At 35.0% G+C, this 18,432-nt stretch carries 17 protein-coding genes; 13 read left to right on the top strand and 4 right to left on the bottom strand.

Annotated features, from left to right (window positions below; translation table 11 throughout):
- Positions 1–404 precede the first annotated feature (404 nt).
- The 3 genes from adhE to SOY52_RS09595 all read right to left on the bottom strand — a co-directional run bounded on the left by adhE (position 405) and on the right by SOY52_RS09595 (position 4,671).
- On the bottom strand, positions 405–3,065 hold the full coding sequence (gene adhE, locus SOY52_RS09605; protein ID WP_320848737.1) for a bifunctional acetaldehyde-CoA/alcohol dehydrogenase: 2,661 nt from the start codon (positions 3,063–3,065) through the stop codon (positions 405–407).
- 234 nt (positions 3,066–3,299) lie between these two features.
- On the bottom strand, positions 3,300–4,343 hold the full coding sequence (locus tag SOY52_RS09600) for a Gx transporter family protein (protein WP_320848736.1): 1,044 nt from the start codon (positions 4,341–4,343) through the stop codon (positions 3,300–3,302).
- Positions 4,327–4,671 (bottom strand): NusG domain II-containing protein, encoded by a 345-nt coding sequence (locus tag SOY52_RS09595; RefSeq protein WP_320848735.1) that lies wholly within the window; start codon positions 4,669–4,671, stop codon positions 4,327–4,329. The genes SOY52_RS09600 and SOY52_RS09595 overlap by 17 nt, the downstream gene beginning before the upstream one ends.
- 144 nt (positions 4,672–4,815) lie before the next feature.
- On the opposite strand from SOY52_RS09595, the gene SOY52_RS09590 reads away from it, so the two are divergent.
- The 3 genes from SOY52_RS09590 (at position 4,816) to SOY52_RS09580 (ending at position 7,778) form a co-directional block, all read left to right on the top strand.
- Positions 4,816–5,514 carry a response regulator transcription factor gene (locus SOY52_RS09590; RefSeq protein ID WP_320848734.1) on the top strand — a complete coding sequence of 233 codons (699 nt, stop codon included), beginning with the start codon at positions 4,816–4,818 and terminating at the stop codon, positions 5,512–5,514.
- 77 nt (positions 5,515–5,591) lie between these two features.
- Positions 5,592–6,284 (top strand): response regulator transcription factor, encoded by a 693-nt coding sequence (locus SOY52_RS09585; RefSeq protein WP_320848733.1) that lies wholly within the window; start codon positions 5,592–5,594, stop codon positions 6,282–6,284.
- Positions 6,285–6,404: 120 nt separating this feature from the next.
- A complete protein-coding gene (locus SOY52_RS09580) occupies positions 6,405–7,778 on the top strand; it encodes a HAMP domain-containing sensor histidine kinase (protein WP_320848732.1) in 1,374 nt (457 codons plus the stop codon).
- On the opposite strand, the gene yfcE is transcribed toward SOY52_RS09580, so the two are convergent.
- The gene (yfcE, locus tag SOY52_RS09575) at positions 7,775–8,314 is read right to left on the bottom strand and encodes a phosphodiesterase (protein ID WP_320848731.1); all 540 of its coding nucleotides are present in this window, start codon (positions 8,312–8,314) and stop codon (positions 7,775–7,777) included. The two genes, SOY52_RS09580 and yfcE, sit on opposite strands and share 4 nt — an antisense overlap.
- 200 nt (positions 8,315–8,514) lie before the next feature.
- On the opposite strand from yfcE, the gene SOY52_RS09570 reads away from it, so the two are divergent.
- The 10 genes from SOY52_RS09570 to SOY52_RS09525 form a co-directional block, all read left to right on the top strand.
- The gene (locus SOY52_RS09570; RefSeq protein WP_320848730.1) at positions 8,515–9,531 is read left to right on the top strand and encodes a hypothetical protein; all 1,017 of its coding nucleotides are present in this window, start codon (positions 8,515–8,517) and stop codon (positions 9,529–9,531) included.
- 122 nt (positions 9,532–9,653) lie between these two features.
- Entirely contained in the window at positions 9,654–10,550 is an 897-nt protein-coding gene (locus SOY52_RS09565; RefSeq protein ID WP_320848729.1) for a ribokinase, read from the top strand.
- Position 10,551: 1 nt separating this feature from the next.
- Positions 10,552–11,322: an alpha/beta hydrolase gene (locus SOY52_RS09560; protein WP_320848728.1), complete on the top strand. Its 771-nt coding sequence runs from the start codon at positions 10,552–10,554 to the stop codon at positions 11,320–11,322.
- A 167-nt stretch (positions 11,323–11,489) separates the two neighbouring features.
- On the top strand, positions 11,490–12,650 hold the full coding sequence (locus SOY52_RS09555) for an ABC transporter substrate-binding protein (RefSeq protein ID WP_320848727.1): 1,161 nt from the start codon (positions 11,490–11,492) through the stop codon (positions 12,648–12,650).
- Positions 12,651–12,724: 74 nt separating this feature from the next.
- Positions 12,725–13,645, top strand: a complete 921-nt coding sequence (locus SOY52_RS09550; RefSeq protein WP_320848726.1) for a branched-chain amino acid ABC transporter permease — start codon at positions 12,725–12,727, stop codon at positions 13,643–13,645.
- Entirely contained in the window at positions 13,642–14,565 is a 924-nt protein-coding gene (locus SOY52_RS09545; protein WP_320848725.1) for a branched-chain amino acid ABC transporter permease, read from the top strand. The genes SOY52_RS09550 and SOY52_RS09545 overlap by 4 nt, the downstream gene beginning before the upstream one ends.
- The gene (locus tag SOY52_RS09540) at positions 14,549–15,325 is read left to right on the top strand and encodes an ABC transporter ATP-binding protein (protein ID WP_320848724.1); all 777 of its coding nucleotides are present in this window, start codon (positions 14,549–14,551) and stop codon (positions 15,323–15,325) included. Before SOY52_RS09545 ends, SOY52_RS09540 begins: the two co-directional genes overlap by 17 nt.
- On the top strand, positions 15,325–16,056 hold the full coding sequence (locus SOY52_RS09535; RefSeq protein ID WP_320848723.1) for an ABC transporter ATP-binding protein: 732 nt from the start codon (positions 15,325–15,327) through the stop codon (positions 16,054–16,056). The genes SOY52_RS09540 and SOY52_RS09535 overlap by 1 nt, the downstream gene beginning before the upstream one ends.
- A 57-nt stretch (positions 16,057–16,113) precedes the next feature.
- A complete protein-coding gene (locus tag SOY52_RS09530) occupies positions 16,114–16,758 on the top strand; it encodes a CBS domain-containing protein (RefSeq protein ID WP_320848722.1) in 645 nt (214 codons plus the stop codon).
- On the top strand, positions 16,686–18,432 hold a 1,747-nt coding region (locus SOY52_RS09525), incomplete at its 3' end, for a hypothetical protein (protein WP_414429605.1). The genes SOY52_RS09530 and SOY52_RS09525, both read left to right, overlap by 73 nt.

Below are 18,432 nucleotides of genomic sequence, written 5' to 3'. Positions count from 1 at the left end.
TCACGAATAATCAAATATTTATCGTTGTTATGAATATTAAAAAACTAGATAACAACTAATAATAATGAATATTACTACAATAGGTGTTATGCTCAAAACATGATTTCTTTTGAGAAAATATATAATAGTTTATGTAAAAATTGAGAAGCAGAGTTTTCTTATTTAGGGGAGGGCTATGTTATCCAAAGAGTTAAAAATTTTATTTGTCTTTGGGCTTGTAGTGATACTCCTATGACAGTGGCAGAAGTAGAGTGTTCGAATGAATTTTCAATTACTGATGTAATAAATTTCTGTAATGAAAAAATATTTAATGGTGAAAGTATAGTTGAACTTGAAAAAGAAATTAAATTTATGTGATTAAAAAGGCCTGAGGTTTTTCTCAGGCCTAATTGAGGAATTTATTATTACTTTTCTTCTTTCCATGCTCTGCCATAGTAAGAATCAAGATAGAGTTGCTTAATCTGGCTGATGAGTGGATATCGTGGGTTTGAGCCAGTACACTGGTCATCAAATGCTTTAACAGCTAATTCATCAACTGCTTCTAAGAATTCTTTTTCATCAACACCCCATTCCTTAATTGAAGCTGGGATACCAAGATCCTTTTTAAGCTTTTCAATTCCATCGATAAGGGCATCTACTTTTTCATTCAAGCTCATACCTGGCTTGATTGAAATGTAGTTACCGTTTGGTGTGTCATTTACATCCATAGCAATGTAGTCAGCAACACGTGCATATCTACTTGTTACAGAAGGGAACTCATACTGAGGGAAAGCTGCCTGCTTTGTAGGGTTATCATTTCTGTTGAAACGGATAACGTTTGAAAGTAGGAGTGCATTAGCCATTCCGTGTGGAACATGGAATCTTGCACCAAGCTTATGAGCCATTGAGTGACAAACACCAAGGAATGCATTAGAGAATGCCATACCAGCCATTGTTGAAGCATTATGTACTTTTTCACGAGCTTTCTTATTTGTTCCATCCTTGTATGCAACTGGAAGGTATTTAAAGATAAGTCTTGCAGCTTCAAGAGAAAGACCATTTGTATAGTCTGTACTCATTGATGATACGAGAGCTTCAAGAGCGTGAGTAAGTACGTCTACACCACAGGATGCTGTTAAGCCCTTTGGCTGTCCCATTGCAAGTTCAGAGTCAACGATTGCCATTGAAGGTGTTAATGCATAGTCTGCAATAGCCCACTTCATACCTGTATTCTCATCTGTGATAATAGCAAATGGTGTAACTTCAGAACCTGTACCAGAGGTTGTTGGGATACATACCATCTGAGCTTTTTTGCCCATATTAGGGAATGAGTAGATTCTCTTTCTGATATCCATAAATCTTAATGCAAGACCTTCAAAGGATACTTCTGGATGTTCATATAAGAGCCAAATAATCTTTGCTGCATCCATTGGAGATCCACCACCAACAGCGATAATAACATCTGGGTTGTAAGCATTAACTAGCTGCATAGCTGTATTAATAGTACCAAGTGTTGGGTCTGGTTTAACTTGGTGGAATACCTCTGTTTCAATTCCAAGTAAATCGAGCTGGTCTGTAATCTTTTCAATCATACCTGAGTTGAAGAGGAAACTATCTGTTACAATGAATGCTCTCTTCTTACCTTGGAGCTCCTGAAGAGCTACAGGGAGACAGCCATATTTAAAGTAAATCTTAGGTGGTAATCTAAACCAGAGCATGTTTTCTCTCCTTGCTGCAAGTGTTTTGATGTTAAGAAGGTGTTTTGGACCAACGTTTTCAGAGATAGAGTTGTTACCCCATGAACCACAACCAAGTGTCAAGCTTGGCTCTAAGCGGAAGTTATAGATATCACCAATAGCACCCTGGCTTGCTGGCATGTTAATTAATATTCTGCTTGTTTTAACTGTTCTACCATAAGAGTCAACCTTTTCTTTTTCTTTTTCATCGATGTATAGAACAGATGTATGACCAAAACCACCCATCGCAATTAAGCGAGCTGCCATATCAGCACCTTCACCAAAGTTATTACACTTATACATACCAAGTACTGGGGATAACTTTTCATGAGCAAATGGTTCATCTACTGCAATCTTAGTTACTTCTCCAATCAATACCTTTGTTGATTTTGGAACCTCAAAGCCTGCAATTTGAGCAATTACATAAGCTGGTTGACCAACAATCTTAGGATTTACTGTTCCTCTCTGTGGATCGAGGATAATTGGAGAAAGCTTTTCTGCTTCTGCTTTATTTAAGAAGTGTGCACCTTCCTTCTTAAGTTCTGCTTTTACTTCATCATAGATATCTTTATGACAAATGATTGATTGTTCTGATGCACAAACAACACCGTTATCAAAGGTCTTGGACATTAAGATTGAAGCAACAGCCATTTTGATGTTTGCACTCTTGTCGATAAGAGCAGGTGTGTTACCAGCACCAACACCAATAGCTGGTTTACCTGAAGAGTAAGCAGACTTAACCATGCCTGGACCACCAGTTGCAAGAATTAAGTTTACTAGAGGATGCTTCATTAAAAAGTCAGTTTTTTCCATTGATGGCTCTTCAATCCAAGCAACAATGTCCTCTGGAGCACCTGCTTGAACTGCTGCATCACGTACAATTCTCGCTGCATCACAGGTACATTTCTTTGCTCTTGGATGTGGTGAGAAGATAATAGCGTTTCTTGTCTTTAATGAAATAAGGGCTTTAAAGATTGCTGTACTAGTAGGGTTTGTTGTTGGGATAATTCCACAAATAACACCCTTTGGTTCTGCAATTTTCTCATAACCAAAGCCAACATCTTGCTCGATGATATCACAGGTTTTATCGTCCTTATATTTATGGAAGATATACTCGGCTGCGAAATGGTTCTTAATTACCTTATCTTCGATAATTCCCATTCCTGTTTCTCTTACAGCATCCTGAGCTAATGTAATTCTAGCATTGTTTGCTGCAATTGCGGCAGCACGGAAAATTTTATCAACCTGCTCTTGAGAGTAGGAAGCATAAATTGTCTGTGCTCTTTTTACTTTCTCAATAAGTTCCTGCAGTTCATTCTGCCCTGGAAATGCTTCAGCGATAGTTGCCATGATTTGTTTCTCCTGTAATCAATGTTTTTTTATCGATAAATAATTATATAAATATCGAATAAACATTAGTCAATAGACGTACTATAAAAACTTAAAATGTTAGTTAATAATACCATTTTATTAGAAAAATATATATAAAAACGTTTGTTATATTAAAATAATATTCTGTTGTTCACATTTATATATAGTATAGGCATATTATTTATGTGCTATCTGCTACTCTTCTGAAAGGAATCACAACAATAAAGAGATGATTTCAAGGATAAGTGCAATAACTAAAATAGCAGTGATTTTATAGTCATTATCTTTTCTTGTAATACTAATTGTTTTTCCATCCTCGATGCATAGTGCTTCCTCTAGCTTTTTAAATATGCTTTTGTTTTCTTTAGAAAAGTTTGATATAAATGCAGCATTATAGGCAAAAACAGAGGATAAAAAGCTTCCTCCTTTTATTCTTAATGCAGCAAAGCTTTGAGAAATAGCAACTAATGAAACTAACTGTAAACCTTTAACAATACCTTCTTCTAGTGCCCCTTTTGTTATAAACCAAAATAGTACTTCGCCATTTCTTGAGAATAAATTACAAACTGTAACAGCTAAAAAGGTAATTATATAGTTTAGGTATAGTACTTTTCTTTTTTGGAGAAGAGAAAGAGTGATAGCAATAATAAAAATTAAAAGCAGAATAAGTGGCTCTTTTATAAAGAATACTAAGAGGGCACATAAAATATGTAATATTATTGTTAATGGACTATCCTCTCTATTATCTGTATTTATTATTTCTGGTGGATTAGTATTTAACTTTAAATGTAAGGCTAAAAATGCTGTTAACAATCCTGTAATTTCAGATAATGGAAGCATTACAATAGAAATCCTCATTAACACAGAACCTAAGAAGAGGGAAGCAACTAGTAGTTGTGTAATTGTTGAAACAATTGAGGATATTAATGAAATTGTATAAAGCGAAATAAACTTTCCAAAAACATGGAACAATACATACATTATAAGCGCTGAAGAAATAGATGATGAGAGTGCAATAATGCTAAATGGAGAAAGCATTGTTCCCTGGCTTAATGTACTTGCTAGCCACTTTCCAATTGAAAGAGCCATATACTCTTTAAAGTTTAGTTTATCAAGAGCAAATAGCATTGGTATCATGGCAAAGCCATAGCGAAGAAAGGGTAGGGGATGAACTATCATATTCTCTGCAACTGAGAAAAATAGTGAAAGAGCAATAAGGTATGCTAAAAATCGTGTTTTATCAGAATGTGAGTGCATCGGTCTCTCCTTCACCTTCAATTTGGATAATTACATCATTGGGTAGACATACTAAGCTCTCTGGGTAACGTGAAATTGAAGAACGCATGCATGTATGGTTTGGACATGGAGAATTTAAAATACGAACTTTTTTATTTTTGATTTCAACAACAGTATCTCCAAGTGTTCCAGGTATATTTATTACTCTATCTTTTGTTATATCATAGTCAAATATTTTATTATTTGAACTGATTCTAACAATAGAACTCTTTTCTCCAGATGAATAAATAAGAGGAATAATAGATAAAATTATAATAATTGGTATTAATATAAAGTCTAGCCTTTTCATTGCACCAAATATAGCATAAAAACAATGAAGATTGTGAAGAAAAAGCTAGTGCTATGTGAGTTTTGTAAGAATCTTTTGGTACTTTCTCTGTAGATTCTTCACTTACTATTTTTTTTATTTTTACACTTTGGTAAAACGCTTGATATGAGCATGTTATTTATTGCAGACAGTGATCAAAACTTTTTATCCCAATCATCATCCTATCTTACACTCTCAGGCTATAGTGTTAATGAGTTTTCTGATCTTGCATCATTAAGGGAAACCTTAAAATCTTTTTTTCCTGATTTACTGCTCATTGCAAGAACACTATCCGATGGTGATGGTCTTATGTTTTTAAAGCAAATTAGAAGCAAAAATCCAATGCCAATTATTGTAATTGGAATCGATGGAAGTGAAAGTGAGAGAATACTATCTTTTGAGCTTGGTTGTGATGACTATGTTGAAAAGCCATTGTCATTTAAAGAGTTATCTTTAAGGATTAATGCTCATCTTAGAAGGATGATTAATACCACTGTAAGAAATGGATTATCTAGTTGGATTTTAGGAAAAGAAACTCTGTCCCTTGATTTATCATCTCATGAAGTATTTTTAGATTCAAAAACTATTAAAGTAACTGGTGCAGAGTGGAGAATCCTTAAGGTTCTTAGCATGAACTATGGTAATGTAATTAGTAGAACTCAGTTAATAGATGAGTGCTTTGAATACACAAGAGAAAGTTACGATAGAATAATTGATACACACATTAAAAACATTAGAGCAAAGATTGGAACTTCTGGGCAAAATTGGATAGAGACTGTTAGAGGTTATGGCTATCGCTTTAAAGGTGTTAAGAAGTTGGATTAGTGTAATAAAATTGTAGTTTTTATGGATTTAGCTTATCATCTGTTGAAATCTAAAAAACGATGTGTATTATTAGCTATATGAAAGAAATATACGTTGTTGAAGATCATGATGTAATTAGAAGTGGTGTAGTTCAATATTTAGAACTAAGTGGATATAGTGCTAAGGGCTTTGCTTTAATAGGGGAAGCAAGAAAGGCAATAAGCGAAAAACTTCCAGACTTAATTATTCAAGATGTAATGGTGCCTGATGGTGATGGCTTTATGTTTATTAAGGAGATAAAAAAGGACCATCCTGACCTACCAGTAATATTTCTAACTGCAAGAGTTGATGAATCAGATAGAATTCTTGGCTTTGAGCTTGGTTGTGATGACTATATTACAAAGCCATTTTCACCAAAAGAACTTGTACTAAGAGTTGCTGCACTATTTAGAAGAGTTGATTCTTCATCTGTTGAAAAAAGTGATATCTCCACATTCTATGATGAAAACCATACTTTAGTAATTGATTCTCTTCAACATCAACTTTCAATTGATAATGAATTAATAGTACTCACAGCTGCTGAATGGCGAATTGTATCTTATCTTGCTTCAAATGCTGGTGCTTTAATTACTCGTTCACAAATCCTTGAAGAGTGTTTTGATTACTCATTTGAGTCATATGAAAGAGTTGTTGATACTCATATTAAGAATATCAGAGCAAAGCTTAAAAATGGTAATTGGATAGAAACTGTAAGAGGATATGGTTATAGATTTACAGGTAAGAAGGCTTAATATATGCATAAAGGTCATTTTAGGCACCATTTTCTCAGGCTATTTATCTCAATTTTTTCACTCTCTATTTGCATTATTTTACTTCAGCTTTTAATATTTTATGCGTCAAATAGACATGCAATGAATACTTGGCCAAAGTATGCAGCAGGTGAATACATTAATAGTGTTGAAGAAAAAATAAATACATATACCAATCCAACTCCTGATAAAATGATAAATGCAATCCTAGATTGTTCAAATGATAGAATATCAGGGTTAATTTTTCGTGATGCCAAGGGACTTTTTCAAATTATATATGGTTCACTGCCTAATGGTGATAAGGTAAAGGAAAGCATCGATGATAAATCGATGATAAATAGCGAAGTTAAAATACGAAGTCTTTCATCTGTTGAGGTTAATTCATCTAAAGAAATCACAACAGATGCAGATGTATATGTCTTTAATCTTGATGTAGATAACAATGGTGTTTTCCATTTTTATCTCGATGAAGAAGTTGAAAGAGTTACTCAAACATTCTCTGTGCCACAAGAGGTGCAGGCAAGAGATATTGCAGCTTCTGTAATAGTAAAAAGTAATGGAGTTGTTAAGGGCTATTACGATATTTTAGTAATGACTGCAAGAAAGTATGGACCAACTAGGTATATCCTTGATACCTCTGCTTTAGTGATTCTTATTTTTATTCCTATAGCATTAATTATCTCATTAGTTGCTTCTTATGTAATTTCAAAGCGAAATAATAGATCAATTAAGGATATTCAGAATGCTTTAAAGGATTTATCTGAAAATAAGTTTGATGTAAATATTGGTGAACAAAAGAGTATGGAGCTAAAAGATATAGCTACCTCAATTGTTGATTTAGGTGATAACTTAAGGCGCCACCAGGATTCAAGAAAGGAGTGGATTAGATCAATAAGCCATGATCTTAATACTCCTCTTGCAAGTATTAATATGCTGCTTGATGCTTCAATTGATGGAATTTTCCCTCTGAACCAAGATTTACTAAAGAGGATGAAAAAGGAGTGTGATGTTTTAACTTCAAGAATAAGTTCAATTAAGTATTATGCTTACCTTCTTTCTCCAGATTGTATGCTTAATAAGCAAAAGATTTCAGCTTTTGATTTAATTGATGGTGTTATTAGTAATTTTAAAGTTTCAAAAAAGATAGATCTTCACATCAATGAAAATGATGAAATTGATGTTGATTATACACTTGGCTCAAGAGCGCTTTCTGAAGTAATAAATAATGCACTTCAAAGCGGTAGTGAAATTGTTGATGTTTATGTTGATAGAAATGTTATAAAGGTAGTAAACAAAGGTTCTCTACCATCTCCTCTTCCAGACTTCTTTGAGCCATGGGCAAGAGGTGATTTAAGCCGCCATGAAGGTGGTTCTGGCCTTGGTCTTCCTATAACAGGCCAAATAATGAACCTCCATGGTGGAAAAGCAGAAATTGCTCAAGAAAATGATAAAGTAGTTGTAACTCTTACATTTTAAAGTGTAAGAGCCATCATCTCCTTTTCATTGCTTAACTCTAATACTGATAATTTTCTATTTTCATAGATTCCAAAAGATGGCTTAAATCCCCCTTTTGGAATTGAAGTAGATCCTGGGTTAAAAAAAACAATATCATCCTTTTTATGACAAACAGGTATATGAGTATGTCCATAAAGCATGATTTTAGCTCCTGGGACAGGATTTGCTTCATTATATATGTGGCCATGTGTTAAAGTTAGTTTTAATCCATCTACAAATACTTCTGAAGTTGTACTCATAACAGGAAATGATAAAACCATTTGATCTACTTCAGCTTCACAATTTCCTCTTACAGCCAATATACTATCTTTATAATTATTTAAAATTGGGATAACGCCTTTGGGGTTGTAGGAAGGTGGAAGATCGTTTCTTGGACCATGATATAGTAAGTCTCCAAGAAGTAATATGAAATCAGGATTATGCTTCTTAATAAGTTCATCAACTCTTGAACAAGCATTTAAACTACCGTGAATATCTGAAAAAATTAGTGCTTTCATAACCAAGACTTTATCTTCATTACTCGTTAATATCAAGCAAAAACATAAAAGCTACATACTGATTTGATTTTAGTTCATATTCTTTATAAAACACATATTTAAACATAATCAAAACAGAATTGAGATAAATAAAGACCATACTAGCCTCACACATACATGAGACGATTTTTACAAAATTCTAAAAAAACGGAGTATGGAAAATGAAAAAAACAATCTCAATTCTACTCGTAGTTCTTCTTGCATCAGCTTGCCTGTTTGCAGATGTCTCTTTAACTGGTGAATTAGGCTTTGGTTATAAGGTTAAGTTCGATGGTACAGTTGAAAATCTGGATTACTTAAATCTTGGTTCAACATATGGTGGTAGATTCAAAATTAAACTTGGTTCAGATTATGTAAATGGCGAACTTAGAATGGATGCAATAACTGTAGAGGATGGAAAATTTACTACAGGTGTTAGACAGCCAATTAATGGTTATGCAACAGTAAAAGCATCAAAACTAGTTGCTGATGTATTTGAAGTAAGCCTTCCAGTTGGTGTTGAACTTTATGTTGGTAACCAGAGTTTCTCAGCAAGCTATAACTGGGCTTACTTAGATCCTCAGGGCAATGAAAAAAAGATTAGCTTGAACGCAAGTCGTTCTTCAATGCCTCTTGGTGTAGCAGTTTCATATGATAAATATGTAACAGCTAAGGCTTGGGGTTCTATTGTTGATGGTGATAAGAAAGGCCTCTTAGAAGCACAGATTGCTCCAATTGATGGTGTTAAGGCAATGATTGCTTATGGTGTTAACCAGAAAGCTGATAAGGATAATTTCCAGGTTGCAGCATTAGTTGATGTAAAGACTCTTGCAGACCTCGATTTCAACTTAGCTGCTTCTGCACAGGTTATTGCAAATACTGATGATTTTGCAAAGGCTACATACTTTGCAGCAGTTAAAGGTGGCTATGAAAACATTGGTGGTTATGCTGAATACATTAATGCTGCTGGTGTTAACAACCTTTATGCAGGTGCATCATATGGTATTGCAAGCGATAAGGCTCCAACAACTCTCAGTGCTGGTGTAGGCATTACTAAAGATTTTTCTAAAGTAGGTGCTTCAATTGGTGCAGATACTCAGATTAAGAATATTGAACTTAATGTTAAGCTCGGTTGTGATGATTTTTCTGATTTTGCTAAAAATGGATATGTTAGATTTGCTTCTTATATAACTTTCTAATTTAGTCTCCATATTTTCGGGAGAAAATTCCATTATACAAAAGGTGCTCTAAGAGTTTCTTGGAGTACCTTTTTTCGTTGACAATGGTCTTATGTTGTTTATCATTTTTATAGAGGTTTATTATGAAAGTTCTTTGTTACGGCTCAATAAATATAGATTTAACATATAGCGTAGAGCACATTGTTAAGGAAGGAGAAACTCTTTCATCTTTATCTTTAAAAAAGAGTGCAGGAGGAAAGGGCGCTAATCAATGTGCAGCTTTGGCAAAAGCTGGATTAAAGACTTTCCATGCGGGAAAAATAGGTGAGGATGGTGTCTTTATTTTAAAAAAGTTAGAAAGCTTTGGCGTTGATACTTCCAATGTAAGTATTACAAATAAACAAACAGGACATGCCATAATACAAGTTGATAAAAATGCTCAAAACTCAATTATACTATTTCCTGGAGAAAATAAAGCTATTGAGAAAGTAGAAATAGATAGTGTACTTTCCAACTTCTCTGCAGGTGATTGGATTGTATTACAAAATGAGATTAATGAGTTAAAATATATTATTGATAAAGCGTATGATAAAGATATTAATATTTGTTTTAACCCAGCACCGTTTGATAGGTCTATTTTAGATTTACCACTTGAAAAGGTAAGTTTACTAGTTGTTAATGAAATTGAAGGTGCTGCATTAGCAGGTATTGATTCAAGCTTTGAAGAAGTATTAAAGACAATTAAACAGCGTTATCCTAAATGTAACATCTTATTAACACTTGGTTCTGATGGCTCTTTATATTATGGAAATAATGAAGTAGTTAGTCAAAATTGTTTTAAGGTAAAGGCTGTTGATACAACTGCTGCAGGAGATACATTTATTGGTTATTTTTTAGCCTCAATAACAGATGGCTTTGATATAAAAGATGCTTTAGAAATAGCAAGTGCAGCTTCTGCAATTACAGTATCTCGAAATGGTGCTATGGATAGTATTCCTTATAAAGAGGAAGTAGTAGAGTTTTTAAAGGATAGAAAATAAAATGAAGACAGTTGAGTTTGAAGTTGGAAAGAATAATAGAAAAGTTATTGGCTTTTTACACTCTGATTTAAATGAGTATTGTCAAAGCGTAGAAAAAAGACCTGCAATAATTATTTGCCCAGGAGGTGGGTATGTGCATCTATCCCCAAGAGAGGCAGAGCCGGTTGGTTTTAAATTTTTTTCTAAGGGTTTTAATGTATTTATTCTTTATTATTCAATTGGTGAGTTAATTAAAAATTATAGTCCTGTAAAGGAACTGGCAGAGTGTGTTGAAAGGGTAAAAAACAATGCTTTAGAGTGGCAACTTGATAAAGATAACATTTCTGTTTTAGGTTTTTCAGCAGGAGGACACTTAGTTGCATCACTTGCTACTATGTGGAATAAAGAAATTTGTTCTCCGTTTGATTGTAGAGTAAAGTCTGTAATTCTTGCTTATCCAGTTATTCTTGATGGTGAGTTTGCTCATAAGGGCTCTATTGATAACATTTGCCAAGATGGGCATGAGAGAGATTTTTATTCTCTAGAAAAGAGAGTTGATAAAGACACTATTCCTTGTTTTATTTTCCATAGTGCTGATGATCCTACTGTTCCAGTTGAAAATTCACTTCTTTATATGATGGCTTTAAAGCAAAATCACATTCCATTTACCGGTCATATTTTCCAATCTGGTGGGCATGGTTGGAGTACTGCAACAAGAGAGGTTGGCTCTTATATTTTAGAAAATCAATGCTGGATTGATATGGTACTAAATTATTTAGATTATAGTGAATAGTCCATTTTGTATTAGATAATTATTTACCTATTAATAAAAAGAATATAGATTTCTTAAAAAAATGATAAAATAGGGAGTTTTTCTATTGTATGATTATTGCATAAATATGCTATTTTGTGTATAAAGTTTCTTAATCACGGAAAATATCCTTATTTTGGAGGTTTAATATGAAATCTTTTAAGAAAGTTGCTCTAGTAGTTGCTCTTATTGCTATGAGTACTTGTTTGTTTGCAGGTGGTTCTTCTGAAAGTACATCTAGCTACAAAATTGGCTTTATTGGTCCTATGACTGGTGATAATGCTAACTATGGTATTCTTTGTTCTCAGTCTGTTAAGCTTGCTGTAGACCAGGCTAATGCTAAGGGTGGTATTAATGGTACTCAGATTGAATTAATTATTGAAGATAGTGAAGGTACCCAGGAAAAAGGTATGGCTGCTATTGAAAAGCTTTCTTCAACAGATAAGATTTCATGCTTAGTTGGTCCAGTATTCACAGGTGTATCCTTTGCAGTTGGTGAACGCTGTCAGTCAGAGGGTATCCCAATGATGAGCCCTTCAGCAACACACAAAGATATCACAGCTATTGGTGACTATGTATTCAGAACTGTAGTATCTGATGGTCTCCAGGGTGAAGTTGCAGGTCACTACTTCTATGAAGTACTTGGTTATAGAAACATTGGTTGTCTCTACATCAAGAACGACTATTCTCAGGGACTTTATGAAGGTATGAAGGCTGCTTTTGAATCTTGTGGTGGTAAGGTTAGCGCAGTTGAAACAGCTCAGCTCGGTGATAAGGACTTCAAGACACAGCTTACAAAGCTTAAGGCAGCTAATGTAGAAGCTATCTACATTCCTAACTATACAGTAGAAATGGCTCAGCAGCTCGAACAGGCAGCTCAGGTTGGTTTAAACGTTCCATTCCTTTCATGTGATGGTTTCTCAAACCCTGAGATTTATCAGCTTGCTGGTGACTATACAAATGGCGTTGTTTACATTGCTCCAACACAGGTTGAAGAGAGTGATGCTTACAAGCAGTTTGTTGCAGACTACACAGCAGCATATGGTGTTGCTCCAGATTCATTCGCAACTAACGCTTTCGATGCTACAAACATCTACATCCAGGTTATGAAGGAAGTAGGTTCTGATAGAACAGCTATTAGAAATGGTGTTGCAGCTATTAAAGATTACCAGGGTGTTACAGGTACTGTAAACTTTGCAGAAAATGGTGACTTAGTTGCATATCAGGGCGTTTACCGTGTAGAAAACCAGACACCTATCTATATTGGTGCATACACTGTTGACGGCGGCAAGCTTATTGAAGTTAAATAAGCACTTAGTGTTTTAATTGAAACTCATCCCTTGGCGCGTTCAAGGGATGAATACTTTTTATTAAGGAGCTGACTGTGTCATCTGTAGCAGTATTTTTTCAGCATCTAACTAATGGTCTTACACTTGGTGGTATCTACGCATTAATTGCTCTTGGATATACAATGGTGTACGGTATTTTGAAATTCATCAACTTTGCCCATGGCGATATTTTAATGGTTGGCGCTTACATGGGTATGTTCGCTTTTGACTTTTTAAGAGGTGATGCTCCACTAGGAGCTTGGACCTTTATCGCCTTTTTACTTGCAATGATGTTCTCTGCAGTATTTTGTGCAGTACTTGGAATGTTCATTGAAAAGGTTGCTTATAAGCCACTGAGAAGGGCAGCAAGGCTTGCACCACTACTTTCAGCTATTGGTGTTTCATTTATCCTTTCAAATGGAGCTGCATGGATGTGGGGTACCCAATCTAGAAAGCTAAACTATCCTTTTGATAATACTCCAATTACCTTTTTAGGTATTTCTATTACACCACACCAGATTCTTGTATTAGTTGTATCTGTTGTAATGATGGTTGCACTTTCCTTCTTTGTTGGAAAATCAAAGATGGGTAAGGCAATGAGAGCTACTGCTCTTGACCAAGATACAGCTCAGCTGATGGGTATTAATGTTAACGTAGTTATTTCACTTACATTCGCAATTGGATCTGCACTTGCTGCTGTAGGTGGTATGCTTATTGCTCTTGACTATAAGTGCTATCCAACACTTGGAACAATGACAGGCTTAAAGGCTTTCGTTGCTGCAGTAGTTGGTGGTATTGGTAACATCTCAGGTGCAATGCTTGGTGGTATCTTACTTGGTTTAGTAGAGACCTTCGGTGTTGCTGTATTAGGAATTCCACAGGGGTATAAAGATACTATAGCATTTGTAATTCTTATTATTATTCTTTTACTTAAACCAGAAGGAATTCTTGGTAAGGTAGAAAAGGAGAAGGTATGAGTTTCTTTCAGATCATATTAATTTATACATGTATCTATGCTCTTATGGCTATTGGACAGAACCTCATCACCGGTTATGGTGGTATGCTTTCTCTCTGTCAAGCAGGATTCTTTGCTATTGGAAGCTATGCAACAGCTATTTTAACAACAACATATGGCTGGAACTTCTGGATGACACTTCCAGTTGCTGCATTGATTTCAGCACTTTGTGGATTTGTTATTGGTATGCCAACCCTTAGACTTAAGGGTGACTACCTTGCAATCGCAACTCTTGGTTTTGGTGAAATAGTTAGAAACGTAATCAATAACTGGGATAGCTTAACAAAGGGACCTATGGGAATACAGAAAATTCCTCAAGCTGCAATCTTTGGTTTTAAGTTTAACCCATATAAAAAGACTGCATTTTTAATAATGTTAATTGTTATTGTTACTATTTGTTACTTTCTATTTAAGCGTTTAGCACGCTCAAGAATGGGAAGAGCTCTTGCTGCTGTAAGAGAAGATGAAATTGCTGCAGCTTCAATGGGTATTAATACAACTAAATATAAGGTTTCTGCATTTATCTTAGGTGCAAGTGTTGCAGGTATTGCAGGATCCTTCCAGGCTGTATATATCCTTTCTGTAACTCCTGGTTCATACACCTTCATGGTATCAATTATGGTACTTTGTATGGTTGTTCTTGGTGGTATGGGTAACTTCTTAGCTTGTATTTTAGGTGCATTTATTATCCAGTTTATTTCATATTTCCCACAGCTTACTGGTTTAACTAACGTTATTCCTGCTCAAGCAAAACAAATTATCTTTGGTCTTATCTTAGTTGTAATGATGATTTGGAGACCACAGGGAATCATGGGTAGAGAAAAGTTTAATTACAGTGGAGAGAAACGTAAGAAGGGGGCAAAAGATGCTACTAGAAACTGAAAAGCTTTCAAGAGTATATGGCGGTGTCGTTGCCGTTAATGAAGTTGATTTCCATGTTCAAGAAGGCCTTATTACAGGTCTTATTGGACCAAATGGTGCTGGTAAAACAACACTATTTAATAACATGACAGGTCTAGATACACCAACCAAGGGTAGAGTTATCTTTGAAGGTAAAGATATTACAGGAAAGAAGGCTAATGAAATTTGCCGTTTAGGTATTGCTAGAACATTCCAAAACATTCGCCTTTTTAAGGATATGAGTGTTGTTGAGAATGTTATGATTGGCAGACACTTTAAGGTTGGCACAAAGGATAAGGGTCGTTTTGCTCAAGCAATTAAGAGCTACTTTGTTATGAAGAAAGAAGAAAAAGAGATTTATAATAAGGCTCTTGAATACCTTGATTTCTTTGGTTTAGTAGACTTTAGAAATGATGATGCAAAATCTCTTCCATATGGACACCAAAGAGAGCTTGAGATCGCAAGAGCTATGGCAACAGAGCCAAAACTCCTTTTCTTGGATGAGCCTGCTGCTGGTATGAACCCTCAAGAAACAGAGCACTTAATGGAGATGATTTCTCGTATTAGATCTCTAGGAGTAAGTGTTGTTTTAATTGAACACGATATGAAGCTTGTCATGAATATCTGTGACGAAATTACAGTTCTAAACTTCGGTAATAAGATTGCATCAGGTACTCCAAATGCAATTAAACATGACCCTGTTGTTATTGAAGCATATCTTGGTTCAGAGGAGGATGATTAATGTCTGAGCTGCTTACAATTGAAAATATTGATGTTTGTTACGGCAATATTAAAGCTTTATCTAATGTTTCAATGCACGTCGACCAAGGTGATATCGTTTGTTTAATTGGTGCCAACGGTGCTGGTAAATCAACCCTATTAAAATCTATTGTTGGTCTTGAAGGGCTTACAAATGGACAAATCTCATATGATGGTGAAGTTATTTGCCAAGCTAAAAAAGTAAAGCATACAACTGACCAAATTGCAAAGATGGGTATTGCCCTTGTTCCTGAAGGAAGAAGAGTCTTTGCTGATATGACAGTTGAAGAGAACTTGGATATGGGTGCTTTCATGGTAAAAGACCAAACTTTAGTCGCCAAAAAGAAGGAAGAGATGTATGATTTCTTCCCAATTCTTGGAGCTAGAAGAAAGCAAAAGACAAGAAGCTTATCTGGTGGTGAACAACAGATGATGGCTATTGCTAGAGCTTTGATGTCTTCTCCTCGAATGATTTTGCTTGATGAACCAGGACTTGGACTTGCTCCATTAATCATTCAAGATATCTTTGCTAAAATTGCTTTGATTAATGAGCAAGATAAGGTTACTATCTTCCTTGTTGAACAGAACGCTAGAATGGCTCTTAAGGCATCAAATAAGGGTTATGTAATGGAAAATGGTAGAATTGTATTGGCTGATGAAGCAGCTAAGCTATTAACAAATGAAAAGGTTAAGGCTGCATATCTAGGTGAGTGATTTTGCTTTTATCTTTTTTTATAGTATTGTAAGATAAAAGCATACTGGAGGGCAAAAATGATTATTGAAAGAAGAATGACTAAAAACCCGGTGACTATTTATCCTGAGGCAAGTGTTGTAGAAGCATCTGATTTAATGAAGAAAGAAAAGGTTCATCGTTTACCTGTACTTGATAAAGATAAGAACCTAGTTGGTGTTATTAGTGAAAAAGATATTTTATTTGCTACACCATCTCCTGCATCTTCTCTTTCTATTCATGAGATGGCATATCTTCTTTCTAAGCTCACTGTAAAAAAGATTATGTCAAAGAATCCTGTTACAATTTCAAAGGACACTCCTGTTGAAGAAGCTGCTCGATTAATGGTTGACCAGGATTTATCATGTTTACCTGTAGTAGAAGACGGTAAGCTAATTGGTATTGTTTCAAAAAGTGATATGTTCAAGATTCTTTTAGAGCTCTTTGGTGCACGTCATTTTGGTGTTCGCTTATCATTCTTAGTTGATGATAAACCTGGTACAATTGCTCTTGTAAGCCGTGCTATTTCTGATGCAGGTTATGATATCATCTCGTTTGGTACTTTTATGGGTACCGATCCAAGTAATGCGATTTGTACTATTAAGGTACAGGGATGTACAAAGGAAGAATTGACTACGTTGCTCTCTCCTCTTGTAAAAGAAATCCTGGATATCAGGGAAGCATGATAATGAGTAAGAAAGATAAAAAAAGAGCGGCCCAAGTGAGTCGCTCTTTTCTAACTGAAGATGAAAATATTGGTGACTCACCATTTAAGAATGTCGTATTAAAAGAGAAGAAAGAGGAAGAGGTTAAGAAGCCTAAGCCTGCTTCAAGTGGGAAAAAGCCTTCTCAGATTGTCCAAGGCTATGATCCATCTGCTTCATTTAAGGATATTCTTTATAATTGGGAGCATACCGGCAATCCATATGCACTTCCTTCAAAAGGTAAAAAGGAAGAAATAAAAGCAAAGCAAACCTCCTTTGCTGATATTTTTTCGCAGTGGGAAAATCAAAAAAATCCTAAACAAAAAAGTAAAAACAATGAGGTTAAGAGAGTTTCACCTGAGTATAAACCAACTAAGGATTTCGGCTCTCTTTTAGATCAATTTGAAGGAAATGTCGTTAAACCTCAAAATAATAAGCCTTTGGTAAAGGCTCCTATAAAGGAAATTCAAAAGCCAACTTTCTTTAAGGAAAAGGAAGAAGACGATGAGCGTCCAAGTCCTGTTGCATGGTCTGTCTTTGGAGATAATAAGCCAATTAAGAGAGAAGAAAAGAAGGAAGAAGTAAAGGAAAAGATTGAAGATAAAAAAGTAAACAGAGTTTCACCGAAATATACTCCAACTCAAGACTTTGGTTCTCTTTTATCTTCTTTTGAAAAGGGTGAAAGGGGAGAAGTTAAGAATCAAAAGAAGGTTGAAAAACCTAAAAAAGAGGAAATAATTCCTCAAAAGCCTACCTTCTTTAAGGAAAAGGAAGAGGACGATGAGCGTCCTAGCTCTGTTGCTTGGTCTGTTTTTGGCGATAATAAACCAATAAAGAGAGAAGAAAAAAAGATAGAGAAAGTAGTAGAAACTAAGGAGAAAGTAGAGGTTAAACGAGTTTCACCTGAGTATAAGCCAACAAAAGATTTTGGCTCTCTTTTGTCTTCTTTTGAAGAAAAGAATATTCCTAAAACTAATTCTACTGAAACTGTTAAGGAGGAGGAAAGTCTTCCAAAGACAACTTTCTTTAAAGAAAAAGAAGAGGATGATGAACGTCCGAGCTCTGTTGCCTGGTCTGTTTTTGGAGATAATAAACCTATAAAGAGGGAAAAAAATAGGGAAGAAGAAGCAGTAGTAGAAAAAGAAGTAGAGCAAAGTGAGAAAGTAGAGGTTAAACGAGTTTCTCCTGAGTATAAGCCAACAAAGGACTTTGGTTCTCTTTTGTCTTCTTTTGAAGAAAAGATTATTCCTAAAACTAGTATTACTGAGCCCCTTAAGGAAGAAGAAATTACTCCTAAAACAACCTTCTTTAAGGAGAAAGAAGAGGATGATGAACGTCCAAGTTCTGTTGCCTGGTCTGTTTTTGGCGATAATAAACCTATAAAGAGAGAAGAAAAGAAGGAAGAGGTTATTGAGGAAATAGCTACACCTAAACCTGAAATTCCTGTAATTAAAAAGGTTCCTGTTAAAAAATCTAAGTTATTTAATGAGAGTGTTGATAAAATCCATCAAAAGAGTTTTGAAGACATTTTAAAGGAAAAAGGGGAGCTAAAGGCAAAGGTTAGGGAAAAGACTTTAAGCGAGTTACGTGTTATGCTTCCTCTTTCTACACTTGATTTACATGGCTTAACTTATAGTGAAGCTGAGAGTGAAATAA

Source organism: Bullifex sp., from assembly GCF_034103065.1.
Classification (GTDB): domain Bacteria; phylum Spirochaetota; class Spirochaetia; order Sphaerochaetales; family Sphaerochaetaceae; genus Bullifex.
This window is presented reverse-complemented; position numbering and strand designations above follow the sequence as displayed.

Excerpts from the sequence above, each read along its gene's own strand:
- SOY52_RS09545 (WP_320848725.1), top strand. The coding sequence starts at position 13,642 with ATGAGTTTCTTTCAGATCATATTAATTTATACATGTATCTATGCTCTT.
- SOY52_RS09570 (WP_320848730.1), top strand. The coding sequence starts at position 8,515 with ATGAAAAAAACAATCTCAATTCTACTCGTAGTTCTTCTTGCATCAGCT.
- SOY52_RS09560 (WP_320848728.1), top strand. The coding sequence starts at position 10,552 with ATGAAGACAGTTGAGTTTGAAGTTGGAAAGAATAATAGAAAAGTTATT.
- yfcE (WP_320848731.1), bottom strand. The coding sequence starts at position 8,314 with ATGAAAGCACTAATTTTTTCAGATATTCACGGTAGTTTAAATGCTTGT.
- SOY52_RS09535 (WP_320848723.1), top strand. The coding sequence starts at position 15,325 with ATGTCTGAGCTGCTTACAATTGAAAATATTGATGTTTGTTACGGCAAT.
- SOY52_RS09600 (WP_320848736.1), bottom strand. The coding sequence starts at position 4,343 with ATGCACTCACATTCTGATAAAACACGATTTTTAGCATACCTTATTGCT.
- SOY52_RS09565 (WP_320848729.1), top strand. The coding sequence starts at position 9,654 with ATGAAAGTTCTTTGTTACGGCTCAATAAATATAGATTTAACATATAGC.
- SOY52_RS09595 (WP_320848735.1), bottom strand. The coding sequence starts at position 4,671 with ATGAAAAGGCTAGACTTTATATTAATACCAATTATTATAATTTTATCT.
- SOY52_RS09580 (WP_320848732.1), top strand. The coding sequence starts at position 6,405 with ATGAATACTTGGCCAAAGTATGCAGCAGGTGAATACATTAATAGTGTT.
- adhE (WP_320848737.1), bottom strand. The coding sequence starts at position 3,065 with ATGGCAACTATCGCTGAAGCATTTCCAGGGCAGAATGAACTGCAGGAA.
- SOY52_RS09585 (WP_320848733.1), top strand. The coding sequence starts at position 5,592 with ATGAAAGAAATATACGTTGTTGAAGATCATGATGTAATTAGAAGTGGT.
- SOY52_RS09540 (WP_320848724.1), top strand. The coding sequence starts at position 14,549 with ATGCTACTAGAAACTGAAAAGCTTTCAAGAGTATATGGCGGTGTCGTT.
- SOY52_RS09555 (WP_320848727.1), top strand. The coding sequence starts at position 11,490 with ATGAAATCTTTTAAGAAAGTTGCTCTAGTAGTTGCTCTTATTGCTATG.
- SOY52_RS09530 (WP_320848722.1), top strand. The coding sequence starts at position 16,114 with ATGATTATTGAAAGAAGAATGACTAAAAACCCGGTGACTATTTATCCT.
- SOY52_RS09590 (WP_320848734.1), top strand. The coding sequence starts at position 4,816 with ATGAGCATGTTATTTATTGCAGACAGTGATCAAAACTTTTTATCCCAA.